The 13,446-nt window shown below is 67.7% G+C and carries 7 protein-coding genes and 1 pseudogene; 4 read left to right on the forward strand and 4 right to left on the reverse strand.

Annotated features, from left to right (window positions below):
* Nucleotides 1–10: 10 nt before the first annotated feature.
* The gene (locus ACQVFL_RS29310; RefSeq protein WP_431729908.1) at nucleotides 11–6,478 is read right to left on the reverse strand and encodes a carboxypeptidase regulatory-like domain-containing protein; all 6,468 of its coding nucleotides are present in this window, start codon (nucleotides 6,476–6,478) and stop codon (nucleotides 11–13) included.
* 455 nt (nucleotides 6,479–6,933) lie between these two features.
* Here ACQVFL_RS29310 and ACQVFL_RS29315 point away from each other — a divergent pair, with 455 nt between their 5' ends.
* Nucleotides 6,934–7,428 (forward strand): hypothetical protein, encoded by a 495-nt coding sequence (locus tag ACQVFL_RS29315; RefSeq protein ID WP_431728056.1) that lies wholly within the window; start codon nucleotides 6,934–6,936, stop codon nucleotides 7,426–7,428.
* An 83-nt stretch (nucleotides 7,429–7,511) separates the two neighbouring features.
* On the opposite strand, the gene ACQVFL_RS29320 is transcribed toward ACQVFL_RS29315, so the two are convergent.
* On the reverse strand, nucleotides 7,512–8,129 hold the full coding sequence (locus ACQVFL_RS29320) for a GNAT family N-acetyltransferase (RefSeq protein ID WP_431728057.1): 618 nt from the start codon (nucleotides 8,127–8,129) through the stop codon (nucleotides 7,512–7,514).
* A 323-nt stretch (nucleotides 8,130–8,452) separates the two neighbouring features.
* Here ACQVFL_RS29320 and ACQVFL_RS29325 point away from each other — a divergent pair, with 323 nt between their 5' ends.
* From ACQVFL_RS29325 to ACQVFL_RS29335, 3 genes and pseudogenes are all read left to right on the forward strand, one after another.
* On the forward strand, nucleotides 8,453–10,003 hold the full coding sequence (locus ACQVFL_RS29325) for a tyrosine-type recombinase/integrase (protein WP_431728058.1): 1,551 nt from the start codon (nucleotides 8,453–8,455) through the stop codon (nucleotides 10,001–10,003).
* Nucleotides 10,004–10,011: 8 nt separating this feature from the next.
* A pseudogene (locus ACQVFL_RS29330) lies at nucleotides 10,012–11,133 on the forward strand (IS256 family transposase); the annotation flags it as partial.
* A 344-nt stretch (nucleotides 11,134–11,477) separates the two neighbouring features.
* A complete protein-coding gene (locus ACQVFL_RS29335) occupies nucleotides 11,478–11,705 on the forward strand; it encodes a hypothetical protein (protein ID WP_431728059.1) in 228 nt (75 codons plus the stop codon).
* Nucleotides 11,706–11,756: 51 nt separating this feature from the next.
* Here ACQVFL_RS29335 and ACQVFL_RS29340 read toward each other — a convergent pair whose 3' ends face one another.
* Together ACQVFL_RS29340 and ACQVFL_RS29345 are read right to left on the reverse strand one after the other, a co-directional pair.
* Nucleotides 11,757–12,098 (reverse strand): hypothetical protein, encoded by a 342-nt coding sequence (locus ACQVFL_RS29340; protein WP_431728060.1) that lies wholly within the window; start codon nucleotides 12,096–12,098, stop codon nucleotides 11,757–11,759.
* 377 nt (nucleotides 12,099–12,475) lie between these two features.
* Nucleotides 12,476–13,228, reverse strand: a complete 753-nt coding sequence (locus ACQVFL_RS29345; protein WP_431728061.1) for a hypothetical protein — start codon at nucleotides 13,226–13,228, stop codon at nucleotides 12,476–12,478.
* Between the last annotated feature and the right edge of the window lie 218 nt (nucleotides 13,229–13,446).

Consider the following 13,446-nt stretch of genomic DNA (forward strand, 5'->3'; position numbering starts at 1 on the left):
TGTCTGCGGCTCAGGGGGTGGGAGCGGTGAACCGCAGGCCCAGTCCGGGCCGGAGGACGGGTTGCCGATGGGTGTACTGGATCGCGGCGGTGCCGTCGGCGTTCTCGATGCCGATGGTGGCGCTGCCGCCGCGTTCGAGGAAGGTGCCGTCGTTGTCGGTGTAGGCGAAGCTGTATCCGCCGGATTCGTCGAGGATGGCTTGGAAGGTGACGCGGGTACGGGGGTCCTCGTGGGAGTGCACGTTGCGCCACTCGATGACGAACTGCCGGTTGGGTGCGCTGCCGCGCACGGCGGTGCGGATGCTGGCGGTGGCGTCGACGACCCAGTCGTGCCAGAAGGGGTAGAGCGCGGCGTCGGGTTCCTGCGGGCTGGGCGGTGACGGGATGGGCCAGGCATCAGGTGCCGGTTCGCCGGGGTCGGTGAAGCTGACCAGCCCGTTGGTGTCCACGTAACCGGTGGTGTAGGCCTGCCCGTACAGCGTCACGGGGAAGGGCAGGGTGACGGAGGTGTAGGCGTCGTCTCCGGTGAGTGGGAGGACTGTGCCGTTGGCGGGGGTGTAGGTGACGGGTTGCTCCGTCAGCCGGTATCCGCCTCCGGCGGGGGTGGCGGCCAGGGCATAGTCGGCGCTGATCTGGGTGTTGGTGCCGACCACTATCTGACGCACGTCGGAGCCTCGGCATGTTCCGTTGGGAACCGTGGCGATGACGGCCCAGGTGCCGGCGGGCACGGCGGTGATCTGGTAGGTGCCGTTGGCGGCGGTGGTGGTCGTCTTGTCCGCCACTGCGATCGTCGCTCCAGCTACCGGGGTGCCTTGGCAGGTGACGGTGCCGGCGACGCTGCCCTGCCCGGGTGGGTTCGGGGTGAACGTGACGCCTTGGCCGGTGGCGAGCCAGGGCTCGCGGAAGAGGTACTGGAAGCCGATGGACCCGTCGCCGTTCTCGATGCCCACGGTGCCCTCACCGCCACGCTCGATCGGCTTGGTCGGGTCGATGTCGGCGTAGGCGAGGGTGATCTCGCCGTTCTCCTTGAAGATGGCCTCGAAGCTGGCGCGGGTGTTGGTGTCGCCGTAGATGTGCACGTTGCGCCACTCCACGACCCACTGCCGGTTCGGGGCGGTGCCGCTGATCCTGGTGGCGATCCTGGCCTGGGAGTCGACCACCCAGTCGTCCCACAGGACGTAGACCGCGGCGTTCGGTGAGCCTTCGGCGGCCGGCGACGGGATGGTGCCCGGCCAGGAGCCGATCCACCCGAAGTAGGCCGGATCCTTGAAGCTGATCAGCCCGTTGGCGCTGATCCACGCCGTGGTGTACGACTCGCCATAGAGTTTGACCGGGAACGGCGGGTTCTTCTGCCACACCGTCTCGTCGCCCTGCCATGCTTCTACGGTGTCGCCTGGGACGAAGGTCTGCGGGCCGGTGGTGCACTTGTAGCCGAACTCGTCGCCGTCGACCATGACCGACAGGTCCACGTCGGATACGCCGCCTGGGTGGTTGATGATCTCGCGGGCGTACTGGCCGGCGCACCGGTTGTCGCTGGTGGACGCGGTGAGCTTGTATTCGCCGACCGGGACTGCGGTGAGCTGGTAGCTGCCGTCGGCAGCGGTGGTGGTGCTGCGGTTGCCGGGGTTCAACGTCACCGTCGCCCCGGCCACTGGTTCCCCGGTCACCGCCGTGGTCAGTACCCCCTCGACACTTCCTTGCGGTGCCGGGGTGTAGGTGATCGAGCTGTTGGGCGTCAGCGCCGCCTCGTGGTAGGAGTACAGCGCCGCCACCGTTCCGGACGCGTTCTCCAGACCGATGGTCGCGGCCGCGCCCTGCTGGACGGGGGTGGACATGGCTCCGTAGTGGAACGCGATCCGCCCGTCCTCGTGGAAGATCACCTCGAAGGTGACCCGCTGCGCGTTGGTCGGCCGGAAACCGACGTTGCGCCACTCCACCACGAACGACCGGTTCGGTGCCGTCCCCTGCGTCTGCGTACGAACACTCGCTGCGGCGTCCACCTCGAAGTCGTCCCAGAACGGCGCGACCACCGCGTTGGGTGCCGCGACCGTCGGCATCGTGGGGTTGACCCAGGTGTCCGGCTCCCCCGACGCCGAACCGAAACTCACCAGACCGTTCGTGTGCACCCGCCCGGAGGTATACGACTCCCCGTGGAAACGCACCGGGAACGGCAGCGAGACCATGGTCGCCGCGTCGTCACCGGTCAACGCCAGAGTGGTCGAGGCCGAGACGAACGCGGAGGTCCCAGTGCTGCAGGCGTATCCCATACCGCCGTAATCCGGCCCGAGCCTGAGGTCACGCACCACGTCGGCGAACAGCTCGACCTGGCTGCGGGCCACCATGCCGCAGCGACCCGCCACCTGCACGCTGACCGTGTAGCTGTCCGCGACCAAGCCGGTGAAGCTGTACGTGCCGCCCGCGCCGGTCGTGGTGCTCACCCCGCTCGGGTCGAGGGTGACCGTCGCGCCGGCCACCGCGGCACCGGCGGCGTTGGTGAGCGTGCCGGACAGGTCGTGCAACTCCAGCTCACCCTCGGAGTCGGGGCGAACGAAGGTGATCGCCTGGCCGTTCGCCAGCACTGGCTCGGCGGACGAGTAGCGCAGCCGGTCCTGACCGTCCTCCGCCTCGATACCGACGATCGCATGGCCACCTCGCTCGGCGGCGTTGTCGAGCTGGTCGTAGTTGGTCGTCACCGTGCCGTCGGGAGCGAGGACCGTCGCGAAGGACACCCGCTGCCCGGTGTTGCCCTTGCGGTGCACGTTGCGCCACTCCACGACAAACCGCTGCCCGGCGCCAGAGCCGGTAGTCGCGGTACGCACGCTGGCCGAGGCGTCGACGACAAGGTCGTCCCAGTACGGGGCCACCGCTGCGGCCGGGGAAACCGGGGTCGGCTGCTGGCCGGTGTAGGGGTGCGAGCCGCCGGGGTCGGTGAATGAGAGCAGGCCGTTGGTGTCCACCCAGGCGCTGCGGTATGCGCCGCCATAGAAGGGGAACGCGAACGGCAGTGACACCGTGGTGACGGCGTCGTCGCCGGTCAGCGCCAAGGTGGTGGAAGCCGTCGTGAACGCGGTGCTCTGTTCGGAGCAGGTGTGGCCGAGGTCGTCACGGAAGGCTGCCAGGAAGATGTCGAATGTCGTGCCCTGGCCGTCGATCTCCAAGGGTGTGCTGAAGGAGAGGCCGCACCGACCGCCGAAGGTGGCGGTGACGGTGTAGGTGCCCGGTACGAAGCCGGTCATGGAGTAGCTGCCGTCTGCGGCGGAGGTGGCCTGGTGACCGCCCGGTTGTAACTGGATCACCGCTCCGGCCAGCGGCAGGAAGTACTCGTTCCACACCGTGCCGGACAGGCTGGCCGCCGGTGCCACGGTGAACTCGCCGTGGCTCATGTCGCTGTTCCGGTTTCCGTCGTCCACCGCGACCGCGTAGACGGGGCGCGGACCGACGGTGCCGCCGATGTGGAGAGTGGCGGTGGCCGTGCCACCGGCGGTGGTGGCGTTGACCGTGTTGCTCAGGCCGGTGCCGTCGATGCTGTATCGGAATTTGGTGACGTTGGTGTCTCCGCCGGCGTCGAACTTGACCGTGAGCTGCCCGCCGGCGGTGGCTGCGCTGCCGTTGGGAAAGGTGACAATCGGCGGCAGCGGCACAGCGAGCTTCGCGATGTTGGCCGAGGTCTCGACGAAGCTGTAGAACCGCACATCGTCTACGACGCCGGTGAAGAAGCTGTCGAAACTTCCGTTCCACTTACGTCGGCCGACGGAGAAGTCGCTGGTCGCGTTGAATCCGCCGGTCAACGTGACGGTTTCGGTCTGCGCTGTCCCATTGATGTACAGGGTCAGCCTCTTGGTCGCACCGTCGTACGTGGCGGCCAGGTGGGTCCACTTCCCTGCCGTTGGCGCGGCGTTCGAATGCACGCTGGCAGAGGTGGCGTTGTCGGTGTCCGCCGTCGCCATGGTGAACCGCCACCGTTGGGTGCTGCCCGCGTAGCCGAGGTGATAGGCCGGCATGCGGGAGCCGTTCGCACTCACCACCGTCTGCACGCCAGATCCGGACACCGAGCTGACCTTGACCCAGGCCGCGATGGTGAAGCTCGCGTCGGTTCTCACCGGCGTGGAGGTGCCGGTATCGGGATGAGGACTGTTGATCGTGCCGGTCCGGCTCGCCGCGGTCGTGCCCGGTAGCGACAGCGCCGTACCCACCCCGGCGCGGCCGGCGATGCGCGTCGCCGACGCACCGGCGGTCAACGCGTTACCGTGGCCCGAGTCGTCAGCGGCCGTGGTTCCCGTGTCTTCGAACGTCCACTCTCCGGCCGGGCCGGAACCGGCCCGGACCGTGAAGGTGTACGTCACCGGGGTGGAGAAGCGCCCGGCGTGGTCCTTCGACCACACGTAGAGGATGTTCACACCGTCGTGCCGAGGCGGCACGCTGATCGACGCGCCGTAGTCCGTGGTCCGCGCCGGCACCGTCTTCGCCGCGGTCAACACACCGGAGTCCAGGCTGTAGGCGTACTCCTTCACCTCGTGTGGGCGGGTCGACGGCGCGGTTACGGTGAACGTGCCGGGCACGCCGACGCCGCCTCGCGGAACTCCGTCCGAGGTGTAGGTGGTCGAGGTCACCGAGGCCGGCGGCGGGGGTGGTGTCGCGTCGACGGTGAACTCGCAGGTGCCGGACCACTTGCCGTGATGCGAACCGTCCCAGGTGCGGGCCTGCCACACGTAGCTACGCCCGTCGGTCAACCTGCCGGAGGGGATGGCCCTTGAGGCGATCGACGGGTTACCGGCGGCGAAGGACACCCGGTCGGTGTCGTTGCGCGAACCACCGACCGGCCACCAGTGGAAGTAGGTCGTCAGTGACTGCTGGTCCTCGTCCGGGTCCGAGTGCTTGACGGACAACTCCGGCGTGGTCGTGAGCACGTACGGCCGCGACGCACCGGTCACGCATGCCTTGCCGTCGGATTTCCGTTCCGCCGGCGCGTTGGCCTCCGTGTTGAACGTGATGGCGAGCTTCGGGGAGGAGTGGTTGAACCGCTTCCAGTGGTTCTTGGTGCCCTCGTCGACTGCACGCAGACCTACCGTCAGGTCCGACTTGCCGCTCTTGGCCGCTTCCTTGACCATCGTGGTGACGTTGAACTCGATCGCGCCGGAGCCGCGGCAGCCGTGCGCTGCCCCGTGCTTGCGGTCGCCACGCACCTGCGCCGTGCGACTGCTGTCCCAGGTCGGTTGGTTGTTCCAGGTCGTACTCGACGAGATCGCCCCGGTCTTCCACAACTTCGCGTTACTCACGGGACTACACGTCCACGCGTGCTTCTGTTCGATTCGAAACTCGGCCTTGCTGACTTCCGTGCCCTTCACTCGCGCGATGTTCATCCGAAACAAGGACCGGATGATGTGATCGGCACAGCCGGAGCAGTCCTCCGTCCGGCCTGCACCGGCAGCCCCGTACGTCGAGCCGTTGTTCAGCGCGGACGAGTTCTTCCAGAACGAACTCGACTTGTGTTTGCTCCACACCGATGTCCACGCGTTACTGGCGACCCCACCCGTCCAGGACGGGTCGATGTAGATCGGCAGCTTCGTTCGGGGATCGGACAGCATCGCCTTGTCGGGGACCAGCGTCATCGCCGGACCATCGACCCGTACCGGCATCACCGCCCGTCGCACGAACTCACCCGCGCCCGGCCGGAGCGACTCTGCCTGCGCCGAGGCTTCCTCATCCAGATTCCGTTGCTGCTCTGAGGTACTCGGTTTGCGCTGCGGGCTCATCTCGCTCGTACGCTTTTGCGCCGCTCCGGCCGGCGAATCGACCTCCGGCGCATCTGAGGAGTCCCACATCATCGGTGCCGGCGCGGCGAAAACGGTAGCGCCCTCACCGTCGCGTGCCGCGAGTCCACCCCAGCCGGTAGTACCGACCGTGACGCCCTTGGTCTCCAACCCGAACTTGAGTGACGCCAGTTGAGGGCTCGCCGCCGCCTGACGAGTCCGCACCACCAACACCTCGGAGAAGCCCATCGGTTGCGCGGTGACCCGCAGGTCCACATCCGGCAGGACGCCGCGGTAGACCGCGGTCGCACCCTCCAACACCGGCGTCGGTAGACGACCCGGCCAGGTCATCGCCAGTTCCCGCTCACCGTCGCGAAGCCGTGCCAGCGGCGCGTCACCACCGGGTGAGAAGACCATCGGCAACACCGTCGCACGGGGAGTGACCCCCTCCGCGGAGACCTTGAGCGTGGTGTCCACCGGCGCCCAGGACTTCCCCTTGCGCACCCGTGTCGGCTCGATGCTCTGCTCCAACGTGCGCGAACCGTCGACGTTCACGAACGTCTGCGACCACTCGGTACGTTCGGCGAGGATCTCCACCCGCCGACCACACGTCTCGACCATCCGCCCTGCGGAGTCGGCGTCCGGCTGCTCGTCCTCACAGGCCACCGCCGGCTTCGGCGCGGCCGCCTCGGCCCGGGTGGGGGCGACCAGCGTCGACGTCACCAACATCGACACCAATGCCGCTATCCACCAACGCCGCGCCGTAACCATGCAGACGCCAACCACCCGGCCACCCCCGTGATCAAGCCAGTCGATGCGCGAACTGTAAGGATGCCGAACGATCGATGTAAAGGTCGGTCACAAGCTGCAACCACAAACCAGACATCGTCACCCGTTACACACGCGGGCCTCACTGAGGGTGAAGAATGGTTTGTTGGAGCGGCAGCTCCAGCTGACATACGCAGACCGGGCGAGTCCGACTGCGTAGTTGCTGCCAGAGCCGCCGCTGGCGCGGGAGTCACCGGATCGGGCGACGCAGCGCTGCCCACGGCCTACGGAACGGGGCCACCGATCGGGCTTCGTCATGCCATGATTCGCCGGTGATCCAACCGGTTGCCCGGCGGCACGTCGCCGCGCTCGTGCTCTCGCTCTCTCTCGCCGGCTGCGCAGACCCGGCTACGCCGGTGCGAGCCGAGCCGACGCCCCCGTCCTACGAGCTGGTAGACGACCTGTGCGAGCGCCTCGACCACCAATGGATGACCGATCTCGCCGGCACATCCCCCAGGTTCAGGTACATCCCATCGCTACCTGAGGGCCAAGACCACCGGCGGTGTTTCGCGACGGTGTTCAGCAAGGAACAACGCACCTTGATCCAGGTGCAGATCGACACGTCGACACCTGCGGACGGTCAGGCCACCCTGCCCGGATCCGCCCAACCCGTCGCCGGCCTGGGAGACCAGGCACAGATCCAACACGGGCAACCGGTCACCGGCCCGAACGAACACCTCGGCGGCCAGATCACCACCCGCATCGACCGCATCGCCGCCGTCCACTCCACCGCGAAGGTCTGGGTGACCGTCACGATCCACGCGCCGACCGCCCCCGACGAACCCGCGACCCGATCCGCCATGACCGCCTACGTGAACCAAGCCTTCACGTTCATGACCGTCGGACGGTAACGGCTTCGAAGCAATCGAACGCCCAGTTAGACCTTGATCTCGGGCAGCGGGAGCACCTCGGTGTCCGGTCAGGCGGCTCCGGGTCATCGGTCGGCGGTCGGCTGCGAGGTGGAGTCCCGCACGAGCTTCATCGACACGAGTTCGGTGAAGCCGGCGCGTCGCGCGAAGCGCACTTTCCGACGCTTGTACACCGTGAAGCCGAGCTTGGCGTACAGGCCGAGGGCGGGAGCGTTGGTGTCCTTTATGTCCTCGAGGACGTACTCGCGATATCCCGGCAACGTCAGCAGGTGACGCAGCAACGCGGTCGCGACGCCGCGTCCCTGATAAGCCGGCTCGGTGGCGACGAACCCGATCTCGGCGAGCCCGGGCCGGGCGTCGTCGGAGTGGCGCATGAACCATCTCCGGATCACCAGGTAGCCGAGCAGCCCGCGCGCCAGCCCGAGATGACGCCGGAACTCTCGCCAGCGCGGCGCGAACAGCGTCTGGTCGCCCTCGGTGAACGAGGCGAGGCCGGCGGGCTCCCCGTCCACGAGCGCGATGTAGAACCGTTCGAGCAGCAGCATGTGCTCGAACGCGTCGGCCAACTTGCCGGTGTCGCGCGAGAACGCGACGAAGTCCGCCGCGAAGCTGCGCACGTAGACCTCGGTGATGCGGCGCCGGTATCCCGCGCCGAGTTCGTCTCCCCGCTCGACCACGACCATCGCCCCGACCGTCCCCGTCCACTCCACGTGACACGCACCGGTACGGGTTCGACCATATCCACGGCACGCACGCGAACACGTGCCTGAGGCGCGACACCGCAACCAACCTGGACATAGCGACGCACCCTCGTCGGCAGTTCGGGAACTGGGCTTCCCGCTGGCTCTGCGTGTTCATGACGGCACGAAGGAAGCCAGGCCTATCGCCCCTGACGGTGCGCGCTGATGGTCGGAAGACGCGGCTGGCGAGTATCGGTTGACGGGCCCGTGTCAGCAGGAAGGCCGACGCCGATGGAAACGATGACCTCCACGAGAAGGGTGCCGTCATGGCGACGTCAGGTGTGATCTTCAAACGGTGCGGGTGCCGCGACGACAACGGCCGGCGACGCGAGCAGCGCTGCCCGGATTTAGGTGAACGGAACCATGGCACCTGGTACTTCCACTGCTCCGCCACCAACCTGCTCGGTCGGTCCGAACGCGTCCGCCGCGGCGGCTACCCATCGCAGGCGGCCGCCGGTCGGGCGCGGGGTGAGTGGTTGGCCGCGAGCCAGGCGCAGCGCACCGCCAGCGGTTGGACCGTGCAGCGGTGGCTGCGGCACTGGCTCGACCAGCACACCCGGATTCGGCCGACCACCCGCCTGCACTACACCCGCGATGTCGAACGGGTCCTGATCCCCCATCTCGGCCCGTACCGCCTCGCCGACCTCGACGCCCGACTGCTGCGCACCGTCTTCGACCAGATCGCCCAGACCACCAACACCAAAGGACTGCCCCAATCGGCGTCGGCGATGCAGCACCTACGCACCACCCTGCGCGCCGCGCTCAACCTCGCCGTCAAACACGGCCTCATCGAGAGCAACCCCGCCCGGCACATCACCGTCGCCGGCTACCGCAAACCCCACGCCCAGGTCTGGACCGACGACCGCGTCCACGCCTGGCACACCACCGGCGAACACCCCGCCGTCGCGGTATGGACCGCGCAGCAGCTCGGCGCGTTCCTCGACACCGTCACCGACGACCCGCTGTTCGCGTTCTGGTGGCTCACCGCTCTACGTGGCCTGCGCCGCGGCGAGATGTGCGGCCTGCGCTGGACCGAGATCGACCTCGACCGCGGCGTCCTCTACGTCGAACGCAACCGCACCACCGCCGGCTACCAGGTCATCGAAGGCGACCCCAAAACCGCCGCCGGCCGCCGCCCGGTCGCCCTGGACAAGCGCACCATCCATGTGCTGCGCGATCACCGGGAGCGCCAACGAGACCAGAAAGCCCGCCGGGTCGCAGCGGGGAAAACGTGGGTCGACTCCGGGTACGTGTTCATCCGCAAAGACGGCAACCCCCTGCACCCCGGCTACGCCAGCGGCCGATTCCGGCTCCTGGTCAAACGCGCCGGCATACCGCCGGTCCGACTACACGACCTGCGCCACGGCGCCGCGTCCCTCGCGCACGAGGCCGGCGCTGACCTCAAAACTCTGCAGGACATGCTCGGACACTCCAGCATCGTCGTCACCGCCGATACCTACACCAGCGTCCTCCCCCACGCCCAACGCCGCTGCGCCGACGCCACCGCCCACCTCGTCCTCGCTGCCGCCCACCGCACCCGCGCGAAGATCCGCAAGAACGGCCGCCGCAACCGACCCCAGCCGCGACCGGCGGCACATACTCCGGCCCGCAGGGCATCCGCCAAGCACAAGAAGCCGCAGGTCAACACCCCCCGACGGAACTCGTCGTCACGAAGCGTGATGACACCCGAGTGGCACCCACGTGACACCCACCGTCCACAACAGGCGAACAACAGAAAAGGCCCGGACCGCGTTCCCGCAGCCCGGACCCCTCTTGATCTTGTGCGCCCGAAGGGACTCGAACCCCTAACCTTCTGATCCGTAGCGCGATCTGCGGCGCCGCCTGGGGGCAGCGCAGCGACGAGCGGGTGAACTCCCGCAACGGATACCGGTCTCGGGAGTGGGACACCCGGGCCGGGACGATCGATCTGGCGATCCCGAAGCTGCGGCAGGGCTCCTACTTTCCGGACTGGCTGCTGACGCACCGCCGGCGGGCCGAGCAAGCCCTCGTCTCGGTGGTGGCCACGTCCTATCTGCTCGGGGTGTCGACCCGACGGGTGGAGAAGCTCGTCGAGCAGCTCGGCGTCCGGCAGTTGTCGAAGTCGCAGGTCTCGGAGATGGCCGCCCACCTGGACGCGCAGGTCGAGGCGTTCCGCAATCGGCCCCTCGACAGTGAGCATTACACGTTCGTGTGGATGGACGCGCTGACGATGAAAGTCCGAGAGCACGGTCGCACGGTCAACGTTCACGCCCTGGTCGCGGTCGGGGTCAACGCCGACGGAGGGCGCGAAGTCCTTGGCCTCGACGTCGCCTCGGACGAGGACGGCGCCGGCTGGCTGGCGTTCCTGCGGTCGCTGACCGCCCGCGGCCTGTCCGGTGTCCGTCTGGTCATTTCGGACGCCCACGCCGGACTCGTGGCCGCGATCGGGGCGGCCCTGCCCGGGGCCTCGTGGCAGCGGTGCCGGACCCATTACCTGCGCAACCTGCTGACGAAGGTGCCGAAGTCGGCACAGCCGTGGATCGGCACCCTCGTCCGGACGATCTTCGACCAGCCCGACGCCGACGCCGTCCGAGCACAGTTCGACAGGGTCGTGGGCACGATCGAGGCGAAGTTCCCGGCCGCCGCCGAGCATCTCGATCAGGCTCGCGACGATCTCTTGGCCTTCACCAGCTTTCCCCGCGAGATCTGGCGTCAGATCTGGTCGAACAACCCGCAGGAGCGGTTGAACAAGGAGATCCGCCGACGCACCGACGTCGTCGGGATCTTCCCCAACCGGCCGTCGATCATCCGCCTCGTCGGTGCGGTGCTGGCCGAGCAGACCGACGAGTGGACCGAGGGCCGGCGTTACATGGGCCTGGAACTCCTCGCGAAAGCTCGCATGCTCACGCTCGACACCGACCGACACGACACCGACTGCCAGCCCAACCCAACCCCGATCGCCGCATAACATACAACCGGATCCCGCGATGGCCGTCTCCTACACCACCAGCGCGGACGTGACCCCACCAGGTCCCGCTCCCCGGCTCTGGCCTCGGCGGACAGCAGTAGCCCTCGCACCTCCGCGCCTCACGGATCGTCGCCGCCCTACAAGAGCCCATGCTCAAACCGAGTGAACGAGGGCTGGGTCGGCGTGGATGGCGAGTAGTCCGTGCCGGGCAGCGAGAGGTGCCGACTCGAGGTGATGGGCAGGCGAGTCGGACACAAGCCCAACGGCCCGATGTGAGGTCGGGCGTGGTACGTAGATCCGAGCGGACGATGGCCGGGGCAGATGCCGGCGGGCAGTATTTTTGTGTGGCGGTGGTGGAAGCCTGGTTCATCGGCGGACCGGTAGACGGACGAATAATGCCGGTGGAGACGACCGCAGCGGGCACCCTCCCGGCGGTGGTGAGGATGCCGCAAGCTGGCATGTACGTCGGTGCATCCGAGTCTGCCGCGCCGGTGGTGGAGCATCTGTACGCCCAGAGCGACCGCTGGGACGGTGTTCAGGTGTACTCGTACCAGGGATTCGACGAGGCGTAGCCGATGGGAGCTAACGAACTCCTCGACGCGGAGCGCGTAGCTCTTGTGTGGCTAAGGCGCGCCCTCGCCGACTTGTACGTGCACGACTGGGCCCTGCTTCGTCACCGAGTCGGCGAGCGAGCGCTGACCGCTCGCCTCGCCCATCACCTTGTGTCGCACGTCGATCCCATGTGGCACGTAGACGCCGAGTACGACCGACAAGGCACCGATGGGGCCATGAAGGTTCGGGACAGGGCCAGGAGGACGCGTATGCAGCCGGACCTTGTCGTCCACCGACGAGGTCTGCGGGGTAGCGAGAACAACCGGCTGTTCGTTGAGGTGAAGCGCCGGTGGCAGCAGCCGGCTGGAGATACCGATGACATCGACAAGGTGCGTCAGGCCGTGATCGAACATCGATATCAGGTAGCGGCAGCTGTCGGTATAGGCACGACGGGAAGAGGGTTTTCGCCGGTCTGGACCGTGTACATCCCCTCACGGAGGCCGCAAAGCGGTACCCGCCCGAAGGCTACGTTGGTTACGTCGATGGAGGCGGTATTCGATGAGGCGGAGCTCGTAGCCCTGGAGGCAGCCGCCCGGCAAGCCGGAGCGGATTAGAAATCTGTGGAATGGGCCCTGGGGATACTCATCGCCCGGGTCGCTGCGTACCTCGCTGATGCGGCACCGGGCGCGCGTCAGCCGGTAACAGGCTGGGTCCGGTCCTGACGGAGAGGTCGCTCAGGGCCGGAAGGCATCATGCTCAACCCTGCGGTGGGCACTGCCAGCCTGAAGGCTTACTGCATCGCTTGGCGCCAGACCTGCCGAATGTATGGGCCAGCGAGGAAAAACGCCCGCTCCACGTCGTCTGGCCGGCGGTGTAACCGGGTCGCCCATGCGTGGCAGTGGTGCACGTACTCGGCATAGGTGTGCGGCGACGATCGGATGTCCCACGGTCCCGCGAAAGCCCAGAACGCCCACGCTGTCCATTGGTCCGCGATCAACGGGCCATCGCCGCGCTCGTTGCTGTAGCTGGCAAAGTAGGCAAGCTTCGTGCCGAAGGCAGGGCCCAGTCCGCGTAAGCCCTGCGGGCCCATCAGCATGTGCCACGTCTGCGCCGGGCGGTCCGCGTTGCTGCGGAGAGCGTCCACGAGCGCGGGTAGGCGTTGTTGTGCGTCTCGATCAAGGATCCGGCGCGTGCGGTGCCATCCGTACGCCTGCTCGCCGAATCCCCATGCCATCGTTGCCACGAAGAGATCGAGCGGACGTCCGGCGTGGGAGCCCACCTGCTGACGACTGATGGTGGCGTTTGTGTCGGTGTGAACGAGGACGTGCGCGACTCGTTCGACAGCGTCGGCAACGGCCGGGTCCACTGGTCGGCGCCGCCAAGCGGCGAGCTTCCATCGCACGGCGTGCGCGGGTGTGGGTTCGGGGAACGACTCGATGATTCGTTCCGTGATCGCCAGGGCAGTGATCTCGTCGGGTGCGTCACCGGCTGCACGGCTGCGCACGAACTCGGCGAGAGCCGCTCTCCACTCGATCTCTGTCACGGCGGACATTGTCCTCACCCGGACCGATGGCCGCGGTTCATACGACAGGACACGATTCGAGCGCTTGTCAGGTTGGATCGCTCTCAGTCGGCAGACCAGTCGCATCAAGGTCGTGGTCGCCCTCTTCCGCGAGGGGGTGTAGTCGTACGTCCGCGAGACTGACCCTCTGCAGACGGATTGGGATTGACCCCCTCCGTCCCGCCGTCCAGGCCGGCGGT

Origin of the sequence: Verrucosispora sp. TAA-831 (assembly GCF_050780145.1) — a bacterium.
Lineage (GTDB): Bacteria > Actinomycetota > Actinomycetes > Mycobacteriales > Micromonosporaceae > Micromonospora.